The sequence below is a fragment of the Micromonospora sp. NPDC000442 genome (assembly GCF_042898635.1).
Classification (GTDB): domain Bacteria; phylum Actinomycetota; class Actinomycetes; order Mycobacteriales; family Micromonosporaceae; genus Micromonospora.
Map to the genome: position 1 here is coordinate 16,522 of NZ_JBIAYZ010000019.1, position 18,164 is coordinate 34,685.

The 18,164-nt window shown below is 71.3% G+C and carries 18 protein-coding genes and 1 riboswitch; of the genes, 6 read left to right on the forward strand and 12 right to left on the reverse strand.

Going from position 1 to position 18,164, the window contains the following annotated elements; translation table 11 throughout:
* Positions 1 to 69: 69 nt before the first annotated feature.
* The 8 genes from ACFY2A_RS24620 to ACFY2A_RS24655 form a co-directional block, all read right to left on the reverse strand.
* Complete coding sequence (locus ACFY2A_RS24620; protein ID WP_387175034.1) at positions 70 to 1,980, reverse strand: acyl-CoA dehydrogenase family protein; 1,911 nt, start codon at positions 1,978 to 1,980, stop codon at positions 70 to 72.
* A gap of 216 nt (positions 1,981 to 2,196) precedes the next feature.
* Positions 2,197 to 2,697 (reverse strand): DUF6328 family protein, encoded by a 501-nt coding sequence (locus ACFY2A_RS24625; RefSeq protein ID WP_363925076.1) that lies wholly within the window; start codon positions 2,695 to 2,697, stop codon positions 2,197 to 2,199.
* A 109-nt stretch (positions 2,698 to 2,806) separates the two neighbouring features.
* Positions 2,807 to 3,637, reverse strand: coding sequence for an alpha/beta hydrolase (locus ACFY2A_RS24630; protein WP_363925077.1), 831 nt, complete (start codon positions 3,635 to 3,637; stop codon positions 2,807 to 2,809).
* A 57-nt stretch (positions 3,638 to 3,694) separates the two neighbouring features.
* Positions 3,695 to 4,474, reverse strand: a complete 780-nt coding sequence (locus ACFY2A_RS24635; RefSeq protein WP_387174923.1) for a MerR family transcriptional regulator — start codon at positions 4,472 to 4,474, stop codon at positions 3,695 to 3,697.
* Between the two features lie 44 nt (positions 4,475 to 4,518).
* Positions 4,519 to 5,280 (reverse strand): ABC transporter permease, encoded by a 762-nt coding sequence (locus ACFY2A_RS24640; protein WP_387174926.1) that lies wholly within the window; start codon positions 5,278 to 5,280, stop codon positions 4,519 to 4,521.
* Positions 5,277 to 6,074, reverse strand: coding sequence for an ABC transporter ATP-binding protein (locus ACFY2A_RS24645; RefSeq protein WP_387174928.1), 798 nt, complete (start codon positions 6,072 to 6,074; stop codon positions 5,277 to 5,279). Before ACFY2A_RS24645 ends, ACFY2A_RS24640 begins: the two co-directional genes overlap by 4 nt.
* A 73-nt stretch (positions 6,075 to 6,147) precedes the next feature.
* The gene (locus tag ACFY2A_RS24650) at positions 6,148 to 7,041 is read right to left on the reverse strand and encodes a TIGR03943 family putative permease subunit (protein ID WP_387174930.1); all 894 of its coding nucleotides are present in this window, start codon (positions 7,039 to 7,041) and stop codon (positions 6,148 to 6,150) included.
* On the reverse strand, positions 7,038 to 8,048 hold the full coding sequence (locus ACFY2A_RS24655; RefSeq protein ID WP_387174932.1) for a permease: 1,011 nt from the start codon (positions 8,046 to 8,048) through the stop codon (positions 7,038 to 7,040). The genes ACFY2A_RS24650 and ACFY2A_RS24655 overlap by 4 nt, the downstream gene beginning before the upstream one ends.
* Positions 8,049 to 8,357: 309 nt before the next feature.
* Positions 8,358 to 8,463, forward strand: a riboswitch (TPP riboswitch).
* 71 nt (positions 8,464 to 8,534) lie between these two features.
* Between ACFY2A_RS24655 and ACFY2A_RS24660 the strand changes: the two genes are divergently transcribed.
* The 5 genes from ACFY2A_RS24660 (at position 8,535) to ACFY2A_RS24680 (ending at position 13,878) form a co-directional block, all read left to right on the forward strand.
* Positions 8,535 to 9,125 (forward strand): ECF transporter S component, encoded by a 591-nt coding sequence (locus ACFY2A_RS24660; RefSeq protein WP_387174934.1) that lies wholly within the window; start codon positions 8,535 to 8,537, stop codon positions 9,123 to 9,125.
* Between the two features lie 119 nt (positions 9,126 to 9,244).
* Positions 9,245 to 10,684 (forward strand): ABC transporter ATP-binding protein, encoded by a 1,440-nt coding sequence (locus ACFY2A_RS24665; RefSeq protein ID WP_387174936.1) that lies wholly within the window; start codon positions 9,245 to 9,247, stop codon positions 10,682 to 10,684.
* Positions 10,681 to 11,481, forward strand: a complete 801-nt coding sequence (locus ACFY2A_RS24670) for an energy-coupling factor transporter transmembrane component T family protein (protein WP_387174938.1) — start codon at positions 10,681 to 10,683, stop codon at positions 11,479 to 11,481. Before ACFY2A_RS24665 ends, ACFY2A_RS24670 begins: the two co-directional genes overlap by 4 nt.
* A gap of 178 nt (positions 11,482 to 11,659) precedes the next feature.
* Positions 11,660 to 13,375 (forward strand): PHP domain-containing protein, encoded by a 1,716-nt coding sequence (locus tag ACFY2A_RS24675; RefSeq protein WP_387174941.1) that lies wholly within the window; start codon positions 11,660 to 11,662, stop codon positions 13,373 to 13,375.
* Positions 13,336 to 13,878, forward strand: a complete 543-nt coding sequence (locus tag ACFY2A_RS24680; protein ID WP_387174943.1) for a hypothetical protein — start codon at positions 13,336 to 13,338, stop codon at positions 13,876 to 13,878. The genes ACFY2A_RS24675 and ACFY2A_RS24680 overlap by 40 nt, the downstream gene beginning before the upstream one ends.
* Positions 13,879 to 13,981: 103 nt before the next feature.
* On the opposite strand, the gene ACFY2A_RS24685 is transcribed toward ACFY2A_RS24680, so the two are convergent.
* A complete protein-coding gene (locus tag ACFY2A_RS24685) occupies positions 13,982 to 14,209 on the reverse strand; it encodes a hypothetical protein (protein WP_363925086.1) in 228 nt (75 codons plus the stop codon).
* A gap of 401 nt (positions 14,210 to 14,610) precedes the next feature.
* Between ACFY2A_RS24685 and gndA the strand changes: the two genes are divergently transcribed.
* Entirely contained in the window at positions 14,611 to 16,056 is a 1,446-nt protein-coding gene (gene gndA, locus ACFY2A_RS24690) for an NADP-dependent phosphogluconate dehydrogenase (RefSeq protein WP_387174945.1), read from the forward strand.
* 96 nt (positions 16,057 to 16,152) lie between these two features.
* Here gndA and ACFY2A_RS24695 read toward each other — a convergent pair whose 3' ends face one another.
* The 3 genes from ACFY2A_RS24695 to recO all read right to left on the reverse strand — a co-directional run bounded on the left by ACFY2A_RS24695 (position 16,153) and on the right by recO (position 18,145).
* The gene (locus ACFY2A_RS24695; RefSeq protein ID WP_210936411.1) at positions 16,153 to 16,338 is read right to left on the reverse strand and encodes a hypothetical protein; all 186 of its coding nucleotides are present in this window, start codon (positions 16,336 to 16,338) and stop codon (positions 16,153 to 16,155) included.
* Positions 16,339 to 16,427: 89 nt separating this feature from the next.
* Entirely contained in the window at positions 16,428 to 17,228 is an 801-nt protein-coding gene (locus ACFY2A_RS24700; protein WP_363925147.1) for an isoprenyl transferase, read from the reverse strand.
* A 32-nt stretch (positions 17,229 to 17,260) separates the two neighbouring features.
* Positions 17,261 to 18,145: a DNA repair protein RecO gene (gene recO, locus ACFY2A_RS24705; protein ID WP_363925088.1), complete on the reverse strand. Its 885-nt coding sequence runs from the start codon at positions 18,143 to 18,145 to the stop codon at positions 17,261 to 17,263.
* Positions 18,146 to 18,164 lie beyond the last annotated feature (19 nt).

Here is an 18,164-nt window from a genome sequence, read left to right on the forward strand (position 1 = left end):
CATCAATATCGGCGAGTCGCGACAACAACTTCATGATCGACCAGGCTGGTTGGGGGTGGGGCGGGGCTGTCAGGGGGTGGGGGGTGGGGGGAGGTGACGGCGGGCGGTGGAGGGGGCGGTGGAGGGGCCGGGGGTCCAGGGGGCCACCCAGGGCAGGTCGGTGGATGGGGTGATCACGCCGTTCTCCAGGGCGGCGTAGCGGCCGGCGAGGATGCGCTTGGCGGCCGTCACGTCGATCGAGTCGGTGTTCTCCCACAGGGCGGTGAACAGGGCGTTTACCCGGACCCGGGCCTGCCGGCAGAACAGGTCGGCAAGTTCGACGTTCTCCGGTCGGGTGTCGCGCTCGGCGTGGGCGCGTACGCAGACCGCGCTCATCGCGAACAACTCCGCGCCGATGTCCACCACCCGGCCGAGGAACGCCTGCTTGCGCTCCATCTTTCCCTGCCAGCGGGACATCGCGTAGAAGGTGGACCGGGCCAGCTTCCGACTGGCGCGTTCCACCTGACGCAGGTGCCCGGCGAGCGGACCGAACTCGCCGTACCCGGTGGGCTGCTGCCCCTTGCCGACCGCGAGGGTCGGCAGCCATCGCGCGTAGAACGCGCCCGCCCGGGCACCGGCCTTCGCCTTGCGGGCGAGCCCGGCGTCGGGGTCGATGATGTCGCCCGCCACCGAAAGGTGCGCGTCCACCGCCTCGCGGGCGATGAGCAGGTGCATGATCTCCGTGGAGCCCTCGAAGATCCGGTTGATCCGCAGGTCGCGGAGCATCTGCTCGACCGCGGCCGGACGTTCGCCCCGGGCGGTGAGCGACTCGGCCGTCTCGTACCCCCGGCCACCGCGGATCTGGACCAGCTCGTCGGCGATCCGCCACGCCATCTCGCTGGCGTACAGCTTGACCAGCGCCGCCTCGATCCGGATGTCGTTGCGGTCGTCGTCGGCGAGCAGGCAGCAGAGGTCGAGCATGGTCTCCATGCCGTACGTGGTCGCGGCGATGAAGGAGAGCTTCTGGGCGACCGCCTCGTGCTCACCCACCGGCCGGCCCCACTGGACCCGCTCCGCCGACCATTCCCGGGCCACGTTCAACGCCCACTTGCCGGCGCCGACGCACATCGCCGGCAGCGACAACCGGCCCGTGGTCAGCGTACTCAGGGCGATCCGCAGCCCCTTGCCCTCGCCACCGATGACGTTCTCCTTCGGCACGAAGACGTCGTGGAAGCGGGTGAGGCTGTTCTCCAGTCCACGCAGGCCGAGGAAGGCGTTGCGCCGCTCGACCGTGATGCCCTCGGCGTCGCCGTCGACCACGAAGGCGGTGATGCCGCCACGACGCCCTTCGGTCTTCGGCACCCGGGCCATCACCACGAGTTGGGTCGCCACGGTGCCGTTTGTGGCCCACAGCTTGACGCCGTTGATCCGGTAGCCGGTGCCGTCGGGCGTCGGGTCGGCGGTGGTCGCCAGGCGGGCCGGGTCGGAGCCCACGTCCGGTTCGGTGAGCAGGAACGCGGAGACTTCCCCGGCGGCCAGCCGGGGCAGGAAGCGACGCCGCTGCTCCTCGCTGCCGAACATCTTCAACGGTTGCGGCACGCCGATCGACTGGTGTGCCGACAACAGCGCGCCGATCGCCGGGCTGACCGAACCGGCGAGCATCAACGCGCGGCAGTAGTGCAGGTTGCTCAGGCCCAGCCCGCCGTACTCCCGACCGATCTTCATCCCGAACGCACCCAGCCGGGCCAGCCCCTGGAAAACCTCGTCGGGGATCCGCGCGTCACGTTCGATCGCCGCGCCGTCCACCTCGGCGGCGACGTAGTCGCGGAGCCGACCGAGGAACTCCTCGGCGCGAGCCTGGTCCTCCGGATCCGGTCGCGGCCACGGATCGATCAGGTCGAGCCGCAGCCGCCCCAGGAAGAGTTCCTTGCCGAAGCTGGGCCGGTCCCAGGTGGTCTGGCGGGCCGCCTCGGCGACCTGACGCGCCTCCTTCTCGGACACCTGACCTGCGGCGTCCGGAGTGGACGCACGGGTCTCGGTCTCCGGCGACGGGTCGGCGTCACGGCTGTCGGTAGCTGACGGACGTTGGTTCTCGGCGATGGCCACGGCAAACCCCCCGGGGGCTCGATCCGGACAGTCGGACTGTTCCGCCTGTTCAGCAGGCTACCCGCGTTTGTTACCCAAAGGTAGCCAAGGATATCCGCAGCAGCGGCCGACTCAGTCCTGGTTCAGGCCGCTCGGGTCCTCGTCGTCGTCGATGTCGTCCTCACCCCAGTTGCGGCGGGCGAACGGCAGGAACATCCAGAGGGTCAGGAACCACAGGCCGGCGATGCCACTGAGCAGGAAGGCGACCGGTCGGGCGAGTACGAAATCGGTGATCAGCAGCACCGAACTCACCATCGCGATCAGCATGAAGCCGAGGCCGCCGCTGGCCATCCGGTGGGCGAAGCGCACCAGTTCCGGCTTGCGTCCCTGCCGGAACAGCGCCCGGTGAAACGCCACCGGCGAAATGATCATCGCGGTGGCGCCGGCCGCGGCCAGCAGCGCGACGATGTAGACGTCCCGCTGGAACGGTGTGGTCTCGCCGAATCCGGCGCTGAACGGCAGAGTCAGCAGGAAGGCGAAGAGGATCTGCACGCCGGTCTGCGCGACCCGCAATTCCTGTAGCAGATCGGCGAAGTTGCGCTGCCACCGCTGCTTCTCGGTTTCCTTTGACACTGCGGACCTCCGGGGCTCCGCCGGCCCTGGCTGCCGGCGGTCACGCTGATGCCCCACCGGGTTCGAACCGAAACCCGTTCAGGATCACCCCTGCCCGCTCTCCGCCCGCTCAAACCGTCGGGCGGACCCGGGCCAGGATCGCCTCGGCCAGCGGCGTCGGCGCCTCGTCCGGGATCCAGTGGGTGATCCCGGCCAGTTCGACGAATCGGAAATCCCCGGTCACATGCGCGGCGCACGCCTGCGCGGCGACCCGCCCGATGGCGACGTCACCGTCACTCCAGACGAACGTGGTGGGCACCGGCACCGGGCCGGTCGCCGCCAGATCCGCCTTTGACATCGCCCGGTACCAGTTCAACGCGGCGGTCAGCGCACCCGCCTCACGCATCGGATCGGCGTACGCGGCCACCCGGGCGGCGTCACCGACGCCACGCAGCAGCCGACGCAGCCCGGCCGCACCGAGCGCCAGCAGCGTCTTCTCGGCCACCCCCGGCTGCCGGAACAGCAGCATGTACGCGGAGCGCGCCTTCTGCTGCGGGTCGTTCGTCAACGCGTACGCCATGGCCGCCGGATGCGGCACGGAGACCGCGGTCAGGGTCCGTACCCGGTCCGGGTGGGTGGCGGCCAGCGCCCACCCGACGACCGCACCCCAGTCGTGCCCGACCACGTGGGCGGCGGGCACCCCGAGGGCGTCCAGCACCGCAGCCGCGTCCGCGACCAGTTCACCCAGCCGGTACGCCTCGACCTCGGCCGGCCGGGCCTGCGGCGAGTAGCCCCGCTGGTTCAGCGCGTAGCTGCGCAGACCCGCGGCGTGCAGGGCCGGCAGTACCCCGTCCCACTCACCCGAGTGCTGCGGGAAACCGTGCAGGAGCAACACCGGTTCGCCCTGCTCCGGACCACCGGTGGCGACGTCGAACCGCAGACCCCGGGCCTCGATACGCATTCCGGCAGCCTACCGACAACCCGACACCGGCTCGCAAAGGTGATACCAGGCCGGAGATCAACGGGACGGCTCGGCCAGCCGCTCCATCCGGTTCCAACCGGTCCAGCCACGCTCACGTAACAGCTCCTTCAGCCGTTGTATCCGGGGGTCGGACTCCTCGGCGAGCGCGTCCACCAGGTCGTGCGGCAGCTCGTCGTAAGCCTCGTTGCTGACGTTCAGCTCGCCCGCGGCGTACGCCTGCTCGGCCAGGCAGGCCATGATGTCGGCGGCTTCCACCAGGCGTGGATCGTCGTCGGCGTCGCTGTCGAAGACCTCGGACAGTACCCGGTAGAGCCGGACGACCCGCGGGTCGTCGAGCTGCGCGAGTTTGCCGGGCATGAGCTCGCGGACGCTGTCGGGCCAGCGAGCGGCGACCAGGATCCATCCGTCCCGTTCACCCGCCACCACCCGCTCGGAGGCACCGATCTCCCGAAGCCGGTCGAGGTAGGCGGTCACCTCCGGGGGGAGCATCAGGCCGTCCCCGGCCGCGAGTTGCGCGATCTGCCGACGGCTGGTCTGAAGCCGTTGGATCTCATCCCGGAGGTGGCTGTCGATCACATGAATCGCCTCCGTGAAGGCCACCGCGTCGGCTTCGAGTAACTGATCGATCCGGGACAGCGGCACCCCGGCGTTGGCCAGAGTGCGGATCTTGATCAGCGACACGGCCGCTGTCGCGCCGTACCGCCGGTAACCCGAGGCATCACGCTCCGGCTCGGGCAGCAGCCCAATCTGGTGATAGTGCCGCACCGTCCGCACCGTGACACCGGCGTACGTCGCCAGTTGACCGATCGTCAGCATGCTCCGATCCTGCCCTCACCACACCCGGTCCGGTCGGCGCCGACTCATGCGATCCTCCGCCGGTAGTAGATGGTGGCGGTGAGGTAGGCGACGATGAGGATGCCGACGCACCAGGCGAGTGCGGTCCAGATGTCGGAGCCGACGGGCCGCTGGGTGAACAGGTCCCGGATCGCGTTGACGATGGCTGTCACCGGTTGGTGCTCGGCGAAGGCCCGCACCGGACCGGGCATGGTGTCCGTGGGCACGAAGGCCGAGCTGACGAACGGCAGGAAGATGAGCGGGTAGGAGAACGCGCCCGCGCCGTCCACCGACTTCGCGGTGAGGCCCGGGATCACGGCAAGCCAGGTCAGCGCGAGGGTGAGCAGGGCCAGCATGCCTGCCACCGCGAGCCAACCAAGCACATCCGCCCCCGAGCGGAAGCCCATGAGCAGGGCGACGCCGACGACGACCACGAGTGAGATCAGATTGGCGACCAGCGAGGTCAGGACGTGCGCCCACAACACCGAGGTTCGTGCGATCGGCATGGACTGGAACCGCGCGAAGATGCCGCCCTGCATGTCCTGGAAGAGCCGGAACGCGGTGTAGGAGATACCCGAGGCGATCGTGATGATCAGGATGCCCGGCAGCAGGTAGTTCACGTACGAGTCGGACCCGGTCTCGATCGCACCGCCGAAGACGTAGACGAACATCAGCAGTAGGGCGATCGGCATGATCGCGGTCGTGATGATGGTGTCCGGGCTGCGGGAGATGTGGCGCAGGGATCTTCCCAGGAGCACTGCGGTGTCGCCGAGGAAGTGCTTGTTCATGGCTGTTCCTTGTCCGTGCCGGCACCGACGAGGGTGAGGAAGATGTCTTCGAGACTCGGTTGCTTCTCGACGTACTCGACCTCGGCGGGTGGCAGGATCCGCCGCAGCTCGTCGAGGGTGCCGTTCACGATGATCCGGCCTTCGTGGAGGATCGCGATCCGGTCCGCGAGGTGTTCCGCCTCGTCGAGGTACTGGGTGGTGAGCAGCACCGTCGTGCCGCCTTCAGCGAGCGCCTTGACGGCCTGCCACACCTCGATCCGGGCCTCCGGGTCCAGCCCGGTTGTCGGCTCGTCGAGGAAGACGACCGGCGGGTTCCCGATGAGACTCATCGCGATGTCCAGCCGACGGCGCATGCCACCGGAGTACGTCGCCACCCGCCGCCCGCCCGCCTCGGTCAACGCGAAGCGCTTCAGCAGGTCGTCCGCGATCGCGTCGGGTGCCTTGAGGTGACGGAGTCGGGCGACCAGGATGAGGTTCTCTCGCCCGGTGAGGATCTCGTCGACGGCCGCGAACTGCCCGGTGAGGCTGATGGACTCGCGTACGTCGGCCGGCTGGGACGCGACGTCGAAGCCGTTGACGTGGGCGGTGCCCGCGTCGGCCTTCAGCAGCGTGGAAAGGATCTTCACCACCGTGGTCTTGCCCGCCCCGTTCGAGCCGAGCAGGGCGAAGATGCTTCCCGGCGCCACATCGAGATCCACGCCGCGCAGCACATGCAGTTTCTTGTACGACTTTTCCAGGCCCCGGACACGAACCGCAGGCCCCTGAAGTTGACTGGTTGTCGCAGGGACGTTCATGCCGGTCAGCATGGAGGGTTGACGCAGCGTCAGGGTCAAGGCCGCAGCCCGATAATGACCGACGGGAAAGGGCCTAGTCGTACGGACGCTTGGGGACGGGCACCTGTCGCCAGGACTCGATCTCGAGGTAGGGGATCTCGGCGTCGTTGACCGGATCCCGACCGAGCCGGTCGCTGTAGCGGCCGGTCACCTCCACCCAACTGTCGTCGGGCAGCCCGGCCGGTACGTCGCCGGTCAACCCGAGCTTGACCGGGCGGCCGTCGGCGGCGCAGCAGGACAGCACCATCCGGGCCAGGATCGGCTGGCCGTCTGCGCCGGTGGCGATGAAGCCGGTGAGCTGCACCCGCCGATCGCCGATCGACGCGCCCCGGTCGAACAGTGCCCGGGAGGCGTAGTCCAGGACGCTGACCTGCACCGGGTCACCCTCGGGCAGCGGCGGGTAGTCCGACTGCTGCTGGCTGCTCAGCGCGGTGCCGGCCTGGCCTGCCGCGTACGAGCCGAGGGCCGGTGGGGCGACCAGCAACAGGCCGAGCACGGGCAGGATCAGCAGCCAACCGACCCGCGGCTCGTGGTGGGCGTGCCCGTGCCCGTCGCGACCGTCACCGGACCCATCGGCTGGTACGCCAGCGCCGTCGCCCAGGAGGGGCCGCGAACCGGTATCGGACCACGCCGGGACGGCAGCGCTGCCACCGACCGAGACGGCATCGTCCCCACCGACCGGTGCGGCACCGTCGGCTCCGGCGGGCGCGCCGCCGAGACCGCCGGCCGGGGCCAGTGCGCGGGGGGCCGGCGGCCGCAACTCGTACCAGAGCGTCATGATCGCGGCGGCGATCAGCAGCAGCCCGGCGGCAATCAGGAAGGGGCGCAGGCCCTCCTTGACGTAGCGCAGGTAGAGATCGGTGGCGCTGGCCCGGAGCACCGCGCCGCCGAGCAGCAGCAGGATCACCGCCTGCGCCTGCCGGTTCACAGCAGCACCGCCCCGGCGCCGACGGCGACCAGCACGGCCACCACGAAGGTGGTCGGCGCGAACCGGAAGGCGAACCGGCGGCCGAACACACCGGCCTGCATCGAGATCAGCTTGAGATCGACCATCGGCCCCACCACCAGGAAGACCAGTCGGGACGTGAGAGAGAACTGGGACAGCGAGGCCGCCACGAAGGCGTCGGCCTCCGAGCAGAGCGAGAGCAGCACGGCGAGCAGCGCCAGTGCCAGGATCGACAGCCACGCGTTGTCGGCGAGGGTCTGCAACCACCGTTCCGGCACCAGCACGTTGATGCTGGCGGCGGCCATCGCGCCGAGCACCAGGAACCCGCCGGCGTGGGTCACGTCGTGGCGGACCGCGGCCCAGAAGGCCCGGCCCCGGGAAGCGTCGTCCAACTCCGGGCGGCGCGGCATCCTGATCCACTCGGTGCGCCCGAGCCGCAGCCAGAGCCACCCCATGATCATGGCGACGATCAGGCTGGCGACGCCCCGGGCGACGACCATCTCGGGATTGTTCGGGAAGGCGACCGCGGTGGCGGTGAGCACGATCGGGTTGACCGCCGGGGCGGCGAGCAGAAACGCCAGCGCGGCGGCCGGCGTGACGCCCCGCCGGATCAGTGACCCGGCGATCGGCACCGAGCCGCACTCGCAGCCCGGTAGTACCACGCCGGCCGCGCTGGCCGCCGGCACCGCCAACGCCGGGTGTCGGGGCAACGCCTTCGCCCAGAAGGATCGGGGTACGAAGACCGCGATCACCGCGGAGAGCAGCACTCCGAAGACCAGGAACGGCACCGCCTGCACCATGATCGAGACGAAGACGGTGGTCCAGGTCTGGATGCGGGGATCGTCCAGGGTGGCGGCGATCGGCTCCCGAAAGATGATCAGGATGATCAGCAGCGCCGCCAGGACCTCCACCGATCCGATCCGGTCGCCGAGCCAGCGCCGGGGCGGCTCACCACCACCCGGCTCGGGAGGGCGCGTCCCGGTGTCCACGCCCCCACCTGAGGGCCGGCCCTCAGGGTCGCCGGCTGGCACGGCCCGGTCAGTGTCTGTGGTCACCCGTCACCCTTCGGCCGTGGCGGATCGGCGGACTGAGATTACCGTCCGGCGCGGATGACGTCGATGGATGTTACAGATTCGGCCGGACCGTCGCTCCGCCGAAACGGCCGGCTCGCAATTCCCCGCGCCACCAGTCCACGCTTCCCGTGCCACCGGGTCGCGGGAGGCAGGCACCCGTCGTGACCTGGGGAGATCACATTGCCCGTGGATCTTCCGTGGTGTTAGCGTCGGCGGGACAGACAACACCTCCGACAGGGGAGCGCACAGCGCTGAGAGTGCGGGTCCGCCCGCAGACCCTCCGTACCTGATCTGGGTAATGCCAGCGCAGGGAGTTCGGTCCACCTCCAGCCCGCACCGTTCGGCGCCGCCGGGCGGGGCGTGCGTCTTGCCTGGTTCGTATCTGGACTGGGAGCAATCATCATGAAGACCACCGACAGCAACCGCTGGCGCACCATCGACATCGTGGTGGCGTCGGTCATCGCCGTCGCCTTCGGCGTCATCTTCTGGGCGTGGGGCGTGGTGTGGAGCGTCACCGAGGGCGCCTTCAGCTTCTTCCCGCCGGCACAGACGCTCATCTACGGTGTCTGGCTGGTGCCGGCCGTCCTCGGCGGCCTGGTCATCCGCAAGCCCGGCGCTTCGCTGTACTGCGAACTGCTGGCGGCGATCATCTCGGCCCTGCTGGGCAGCCAGTGGGGCACCATCGTCCTGTTGCAGGGTTTGATGCAGGGTCTCGGCGCCGAGTTGGCCTTCGCCGCCTTCCGATACCGCTCGTACCGGCTGCCGGCCGCCCTGCTGGCCGGCGCGCTGACCGGCCTGAGCGCGGCGATCTTCGACTTCGTCTACTGGAACGCCGAACGCGACATCGCCACCTATCGGCTCCCGTACGCGCTGCTCACCATCGTCAGCGCCACCGCAATCGCCGGTGCCGGCGCGTACGCCCTCACCCGCGCCCTGACCCGCACCGGCGTGCTCGACCGCTTCCCCGCCGCCCGCGAACGCCCCCTCGTCTGACCTCGACCCATCGCGTTGATCATGAGGTTAGCGGCATTTTCGATCTCCAAATCAACCGTCAACCTCATGATCAACGGGAAGGAAGGATGGAGGGAGGGAGGGAGGGAGGGAGGGGCGGGATGGTTAGCGGGGTGCGGGTGCGGGGGTTCGGGTGGCGGCATGCCGGGCGGCGTGGCTGGGCGGTACGCGGGGTTGAGCTGCGGGTGGAACGTGGTGAGAAGGTGCTGCTGTTGGGGGCGTCCGGTGCCGGGAAGAGCACGTTGTTGGCGGCGCTGGCCGGGCTGCTGCCCGAGGACTCCGGGGAGCACGAGGGCAGCATCGAGATCGACGGCCGACCGGCCGGCGAGGCCCGGGAGCGGGTCGGCATCGTCTTCCAGGACCCGCAGTCCCAACTCGTGATGGCCCGCAGCGGCGACGACGTGGCGTTCGGGCTGGAGAACCGGGGCGTGCCGGCCGGACAGATCTGGCCGCGGGTGGACGAGGCACTGCACCGGGTCGGCTTCCCGTACCACCGGGACCGGCCCACCGCGGCGCTCTCCGGCGGCGAACAACAGCGCCTCGCCCTGGCCGGCGTGCTGGCGCTGCGTCCCGGCCTGCTGCTGCTTGACGAACCCACCGCCAACCTCGACCCGGCGGGTGCCGCCCTGATCCGCACGGCGCTCGCCCGGGCGGTGGACGCCGACACCACCCTGATCCTGGTCGAACACCGGGTCGCCGAGGCGCTGCCCCTGGTCGACCGGGTGGTGGTGCTCGAACCCGGCGGCGGCGTCCGCGCCGACGGCCCGCCCGACGCGGTCTTCGCCACACACGGCGACGCCCTCGCCGCCGAGGGGGTCTGGGTGCCCGGCCGGGAGATCCCGCCACGCCGGGCCGCCGGCCCGGCCGGCGAGGTGCTGCTCACCGCCGAGCGGCTCGGCCAACCACCCCGGCTGGCCGCCACCGACCTGACCGTACGCGCCGGTGAGGCGGTCGCCGTGCTCGGACCGAACGGCGCCGGAAAATCCACTCTGGCGCTGCTGCTCGGCGGACTCCTCCGGCCGGGCACCGGGAAGCTGGTGGCGAGCCCGGAACTGGCCGGAGCGGACTCGCGGACCGCGCCGCACCGCTGGCGGGCACCGGCGCTGACCCGCCGGATCGGCTCGGTGTTCCAGAATCCCGAGCACCAGTTCGTCACCGGTACGGTCTTCGACGAACTGGCCTTGGGTCCGAGGCGGACCGGCACGTCCGAATCGGCGGTCCACGACCGCGTGACGGAACTGTTGAGTCGGCTGCGGCTGGATCGGCTCGCCGCCGCCAACCCGTACACCCTCTCTGGGGGCGAGGCGCGGCGGCTGAGTGTGGCGACCGCCCTGGCCACCGCGCCCCGCCTGCTGATCTGCGACGAACCCACATTCGGCCAGGACCGGCGTACCTGGCGGGAACTGGTGGACCTCCTCGCCGACCTGCGCGACGCCGGTCACGGCCTGGTCACGGTCACCCACGACGCCGAGTTCGTGGCCGCGTTGGCCGACCGCACGCTGGCCCTCGCTCCACCCGGCGCGGGACCGGAGCCGCGATGATCACCCTGGAGCCGATCGCCCGGCCGGGTGCGCCGCTGGCCCGGCGCAATCCGGTGGCCAAGCTGGCGGCGGCGATGCTGTTCACGTTTCCGCTGATGGCCACGCTGGACCCGGTCACCCCGGCCATCGCGATCGCCGTGGAGTTGGCAGTGCTGCCACTGTTCGGGGTGCACCCCGGGCTGCTGGCCCGACGGGCCTGGCCACTGCTGGCCGCCGCCGGCGGCATCCTGGTCACGCTTGTGCTCTTTGCCGCCGACCGTTCGGGTCGGGTGCTGCTCGACGCGGGGCCGGTCGTGGTGACCTCGGGCGTGTTGACCACCGCACTCGGTCTGGTGCTGCGGCTGTTCGCGGTGGCGCTGCCCGGCGTGATCGTCTTCGCCACCACCGACCCGACGGACCTGGCCGACGCGTTGGTGCAGAACGCCAAGGCACCCGCCCGGTTCGCGATCGGCGCGTTGGCGGCGTTCCGGTTGGTGCCGCTGCTCGGCCAGGAGTGGCAGATGATCGCCGTGGCACGCCGGGCGCGCGGCGTCGAGGCGGGACGCAACCCGGTGGCCCGGCTGCGGCTGTTCGTCTCGACGGCGTTCACGCTGCTGGTCGGGGCGATCCGGCGGGGCACCCGGCTCGCCGTGGCGATGGACGCCCGAGGCTTCGACAGCGGCGTGCCGCGCACCTTCGCCCGCCGACAGCGTTTCGGCACGGCCGACTGGCTACTCGTCGTCGGCGCGACGGCGACGGCCGGAGCCGCGCTGGCCGTCAGCGTGGCGCTCGGCACCTTCCGTCCCCTGATCGGCTGACACCGCCGCCACCCGCCGATCCTGCGTCGAAGCGGCACCGGGTGAGCGGCGGACCCGATCGACACCACACATGGTCGGGATCGCATGTTCGCATGTTCGCCGCGAAGGTGACACGCCACGTTCCCCCGCTGCGACCAGATTGGCCTGCGACGACTCCTCGATCAATCTGGAGCAGCAGATGGGCCACGGCCACGCGCACCAGCACGACCACGACGCCACCAGCGGTACCGACGTACCCCCGGCGCTCGACCTGTCCATCCCCGACGGTGACCTGCCGCCGGCCGACCTGAACCGGCGCGGCTTCCTGCGCAACGCCGGCCTGCTCGGTGCCGGCGCGGCCACCACCGTGCTGGCCGCCGGCACCCCGGCGGCGGCCGGTGGCCATGACCACGGTCACGGTCACGGTCACGGGCCCGGCGGGGACCACGGCAAGACTGGCGGGTTCCACTGGCTCGCGGGCGACCACCACATCCACACCCAGTACAGCTCCGACGCCATGTACCGGGTGATCGACCAGGCCCGGCACGCGCGGGCGTACGGCCTGGACTGGATGGTCGTCACCGACCACGGCAGCGCGACGCACGCGAAGATCGGCGTGGAGAAGGTCAACCCGGACATCGTCGCCGCCCGCTCCCGGCTCAAGGATCTGCTGATCTACCAGGGCCTGGAGTGGAACATCCCGGCGGCCGAGCACGCCACCGTCTTCGTTCACCCCGGACGCAACGAGGTCGCCGTACTCAAGGAGTTCGAGAACTCCTTCGACGGCAGCGTCCGCAACGCCGGCGACAACACCCCGGTGAACGAGGCGCTGGCCATCGCCGGCATCAAGTTCCTCGGCGAGGCGGTCCGCAAGCGCCGCGTCGAGGGTGCGCTCTTCCTGGCCAACCACCCGGCCCGGCGGGGCATCGACTCCCCGCACGAGATCCGGGCGTGGCGCGACGCCGACCCGAGCGTCGCCATCGGGATGGAGGGCGCACCGGGCCACCAGGCCGCCGGCCTGCCCCGGGACAGCGGCGGCCGGGCCCGCGGCTACTACGACAACAACCCGTCGGCCAACTCGTTCCCCGGTTACCCCCTGGAGAGCTACCGCACCTGGGGTGGGTTCGACTGGATGACGTCGACGGTCGGCGGACTCTGGGACAGCCTGCTCGCCGAGGGCCGGGCCTGGTGGATCAGCGCCAACTCCGACTCGCACGTCAACTACCTGGACACCTCCCAGCGTGGCCCGGGCAGCGACTTCAACCTCAACGGCAGGTACAACGACCCGGTCCACGGACCGGTGATCACCGAAGCCGGCGACTACTGGCCGGGGCAGTACAGCCGCACCCATGTCGGGGCGAGCAGCTTCAACTACCGGGCGGTCATGGACGGTCTGCGCGCCGGCCGGGTCTGGGTCGACCACGGCGGTCTGATCAAGGGGCTGGACGTCCGCGCCCGCGTCGCCGGTGACCGGCGGGCCAACTCCGGCACGCCACTCGGCGGCGTGCTGCGGGTCCGCCGGGGCACCTCCGTCGAGGTGACCATCGACGTCGACCTGGCCGACATCCCGAACTGGTCGCAGTTCGTGCCGGTGCTCGCCCGCGTCGACGTGATCGCCGGCCGGGTGACCGGCCCGGTCGCCGACCAGGACAGCTTCACCGCCCCGAACACCCGGGTGGTGAAGTCCTTCGAGGTCACCAGGAAGACCGGCCGGGTCTCGTTCAGCTACTCCTTCGGCCGGGTGGATCAGCCGTTCTACCTGCGCATCCGGGGTACCGACGGCAAGCGCAGCCAGCCCGGTCTGATGGGCGCGGGGATCGACCCCTTCGGTCCCGCGTTGGACATCTCCGGTGCCGCCAACCCGTGGGAGGACCTGTGGTTCTACGCGAACCCGATCTGGGTCCTGCCGAAGTGATCGTCGGCCTCAGCCTGGGGCACCGTACCCTGCGTGAGGCCGACCACTGGCTCACCGACCAGGCGAGGGTGCTCGGGCCGGACCTGGTCGCCTGCACCCACCTGGTCGCCGGGCCGTACCCGCATGTGGCGCTCAGTGTGGCCGGCACGGCCGCGGAGCGGCTCGCGGAGCTGGCGGTCACCCCACCCGAGCTGCGGGCCGCAGCGGCCCGGGCAGCCGGCGAACACGCCGCCCGCCGCTCCGGTCGCGCGGTGCGGTACCCGGGGGCCGACCGGATGGTCGGCACCCGCACCGTCGACGAGTTGCTCGCCGCCGGGGCGATCGAGCGGGTGGTGGCGCTGGGTGGGGCGCCAGTAACCCCGGACACGCCGGTGCACACCAGGGACTTCGTCCGGCCACAGTGGCAGGACGGCGAGCTGGTCCTGGTCACCATGCCGCACCACGCGGGCGGCCTGGCCCCGTTCGAGGTGCCCGACCCGACGCCCTGCTGCGCCGACCACTGACCCCGCGGTAATCCTCCGACCGTGGCGCCCGGCACCGGCGCGACGCGGGAGGGCAGCGGGCCGGGTGCGCGTACCGACGCACACCCGGCCCTCGCCCGACCCCTCAGCTACGCCGGAAGGCGTAGCGGCGGACCTGTCCGGTCCGCTGGCCGCGTCCGACGCCGGAGGTGCCGGTGGCCGGCGGACCCGCCTTAGGTGCGGCCGGCCGCCCGGCCGGCAGGGTCGGCACCGGCGCGATCGCGACGTCGTCCAGATTCGCCGGTGTGACGGCGGCGAGTTCCGCCGAATGACGGTCGGGACGGGATTTCCGGGTACTGCGCTGGGCGGGCATCTGTGCCTCCTCGCTCGGCCGGCAACCCGCGAACGGTCGGCCGACCACATCGTGAGGACCGCCACCGGGGCGGTCGGAACGGATCGGACTGCTGCCCGGGACCGGCCACGGAGGACGCCACCGCCGACGGCGGGTGGACACACACGGACGCCCGGGAGCACACGGGTCGCGGCACGACGGCGGCGAGACCCGGCTCGGAAAAAGGGGCGTCAGTAGCGCATGCCCGCACGTTACCGGCCGGGCGAGGCGGCCGCATCCGAATTAACGCCACCGGTCCGCGCAGGGATCGTGGTGCGCTACGCGACCACCTGATGACCAGCGGTGGGGGGACGGCGCACGCCAACCCGATGCCGCGATACCGTCGCAGCACTACAGGTAGACGGCGGAAGGTGGCGACGAGGATGGCGGATCGGGCTACGGCGCAGATCGGTGTGACGGGGCTGGCGGTGATGGGTCGCAACCTGGCCCGAAACCTGGCCCGCAACGGGTTCACCGTGGCGTTGCACAACCGCTCGCCGGAGCGGACCCGGTCGCTCGTGGCGGAGCACGGCGACGAGGGCACCTTCGTCCCGACGGAGTCCCTGGCGGACTTCGTCGCCGCGCTGGAGCGCCCCCGCGCGGTGATCATCATGGTCAAGGCGGGCGGCCCCACCGACGCGGTGATCGACGAGTTGGTGCCGCTGCTGGAGGCGGGCGACATCATCATCGACTGCGGCAACGCGCACTTCGCCGACACCCGCCGGCGGGAGGAGGCGCTGCGGGCCCAGGGCCTGCACTTCGTCGGCACCGGCGTCTCCGGTGGCGAGGAGGGCGCGCTGTGGGGGCCGAGCATCATGCCGGGCGGCTCGGCCGAGTCGTACCGCAAGCTCGGACCGATCTTCGAGAAGATCGCCGCGCAGGTCGAGGGCGAGCCCTGCTGCCAGCACGTCGGGCCGGACGGTGCCGGGCACTTCGTCAAGATGGTCCACAACGGCATCGAGTACGCCGACATGCAGCTCATCGCCGAGGCGTACGACCTGCTGCGGGCCGGGCTGGGCGCGGAGCCGGCGGAGATCGCGCAGATCTTCCGGGAGTGGAACTCCGGCGAGCTGGAGTCCTTCCTGATCGAGATCACCGCCGATGTGCTGGCGCACACCGACGCCGCCACCGGGCGGGCGTTCGTGGACGTGGTGCAGGACCGGGCCGAGCAGAAGGGCACCGGCCGGTGGACCGTCCAGATCGCTCTTGACCTGGGCATCCCGATCACCGGCATCGCCGAGGCGACCTTCGCCCGGTCGCTGTCCGGGCACGTGGGCCAGCGCGAGGCCGCGGTGCGGGCCTTCCCCGAGGCCGGCGAGAAGTGGCAGGTCAGTGACCGCGAGGCGTTCATCGAGGACGTACGCCGGGCACTCCTGGCCTCGAAGATCGTCGCGTACGCCCAGGGCTTCGACCAGATCCGGGCCGGCAGCGCCGAGTACGACTGGGGCATCGACCTGGGCGGCACGGCGACGATCTGGCGCGGCGGCTGCATCATCCGGGCCCGGTTCCTCGACCGCATCAAGCAGGCGTACGACGAGCAGCCGGAGCTGCCCACCCTGCTGGTGGCACCGTGGTTCGCGGACACCGTGCGCGACGGCGTGCCGAGCTGGCGACGGGTGGTGGCGGAGGCGGCCCGGGCGGGCGTTCCGGCTCCCGCGTTCGCCTCGTCGCTGGCGTACTTCGACGCGCTGCGGGCGGACCGACTGCCGGCCGCACTGATCCAGGGGCTGCGCGACAACTTCGGCGCGCACACCTACCGCCGCGTCGACCGGGACGGCTCGTTCCACACCCTCTGGGCCACCCCCGACCGCGCCGAGGTCGAGGCCTGACCCGCAGGTCGAGGCCAACACCCCCGATACACGGCATCTCGCGGTATCCCTCAACAGGGATACCGCGAGATGCGGTATTGCTGGGCTACCGGCGCGTCAGAAGAAGCGGCGGCGCTTGGCCTGCCGGGGGCGGATGAGGTCGGCGCCCTTGTTGAGCAGTCGAGTGGCCCGGTTGGGGCCACGGCGGGCCTCCAGCGTGTGGCTCAGCTTCCGGGCTCCGGCGGCGGCGACCGGTACCGCGATGGCCATCACCGCCCACTGCCCGATGCGCTTGCGGATCATATGGGTTCACCTCCGTCAGTGGCTGCTGCCGGCGGTGATACCCAGTGTGGCCGCCGGGTATGCGTTCGGGTGGCCGCGACCACCACCGCTCAGCTGGCCGGGACCGTGGCTGCCGAGGTCGTCGGGGCCACCGGATTGGGCAGCGCGCCGCCGAACCGCCGGTCGCGCTGGGCGTACAACTCGCAGGCGTACCACAGGTGCCGGCGGTCGAAGTCCGGCCAGAGCGTGTCCAGGAAGATCAACTCAGCGTACGCGCTCTGCCAGAGCAGGAAGTTCGAGGTCCGCTGCTCGCCGGAGGGCCGCAGGAACAGGTCCACCTCGGGCACCTCAGGGTGGTAGAGGTACCGCTGAACCGTCTTCTCGGTGACCTTGGCCGGATCGAGCCGGCCGGCGGCCACGTCCCGGGCGATCGCGGCGGCCGCGTCGGCGATCTCCGCCTGCCCGCCGTAGTTCACGCAGAACTGCAGGGTCAGCGTCGAGTTGCCGCGGGACATCTCCTCGGCGGTCTGCAACTCGCTGATGACGCTCTTCCACAGCCGCCCGGCCCGACCGGACCACACCACCCGCACCCCGAGGTCGACCAGCTGGTCCCGGCGGCGGCGGATGACGTCCCGGTTGAAGCCCATCAGGAACCGCACCTCGTCGGGTGAGCGTCGCCAGTTCTCCGTCGAGAAGGCGTACGCCGACAGGTACGGAATGCCCAGCTCGATGGCGCCCTCGATGGTGTCGAAGAGGGAGAACTCCCCCGCCTCGTGGCCCTTGGTGCGCGGCAGACCGCGCTCCTTGGCCCACCTGCCGTTGCCGTCCATCACCACGGCGACGTGGCGGGGCACCGCCCCCGGTGGCAGCGCCGGCGGTCGGGCTCCCGACGGATGCGGTGTCGGCGGCACCGGCTCGCGCCGCCCGGCCCTGGACGATCGGATCACTCGGTTCTCTCCCTACTCGCGTCCGGTGACGCCCGGTCGGGCGGCAACGCTGCGCCGGCCGGGGCCACGGTGCCGGCCTCGCCGGTCGGCCGTCGCGCGCCGGGTGCCGACGGCACCCCACCCCGGTCGACCAGCGGCAGCGAGCGTAGCGCGCGTTCCAGGTGCCACTGCAGGTGCGCCGCGACCAGGCCGCTGCATTCCCGGCGTACCCCGTTCTCGGTGGCGTCGGCGACCCGCCAGTCACCGACGGTCAGCGCCGACATCAGGTCGATGGTGGCCGGGGCCGGGTGGGCGGCGCCCGGTGGGCGGCAGTCCGGGCAGACCGCGCCCCCGGCCGGCACCGAGAACGCCCGGTGCCGGCCGGGGGTGCCGCAGACCGCGCAGGCGGTCAACGCCGGCGCCCAGCCCGCCAACGCCATCCCGCGCAGCAGGTACGCGTCGAGCACCAGCGTGGGGGCATGGCCGCCGTCGGCGAGGGCGCGCAGCGCGCCCAGGGTGAGCTGGAACAGCCGCAACGACGGTTCCCGCTCGACCGGGGTGAGTCGCTCGGCGGTCTCGGCGATCGCGCTGGCGGCGGTGTAGCGGGGATAGTCACCGAGGAACCGCTTGCCGTACAGGTCGATCCCCTCGACCTGGCTGACGGTGTGCAGCGAACTGCCCTGCTCCCCCTTGGGGTCGCCGGCCAGTTGCACATCGACGTGGCCGAAGGGCTCCAGCCGGGCACCGAACTTCGAGGTGGTCCGGCGCACCCCTCGGGCGACCGCGCGGAGCCGGCCGTGCCGCCGGGTGAGCAGGGTGATGATCCGGTCGGACTCGCCGAGTTTCTGCACACGCAGCACCACCGCGTCGTCGCGGTAGAGCTGTCGGCGGTACCCGGCCATCGCGCCATTCTCCCCTCCG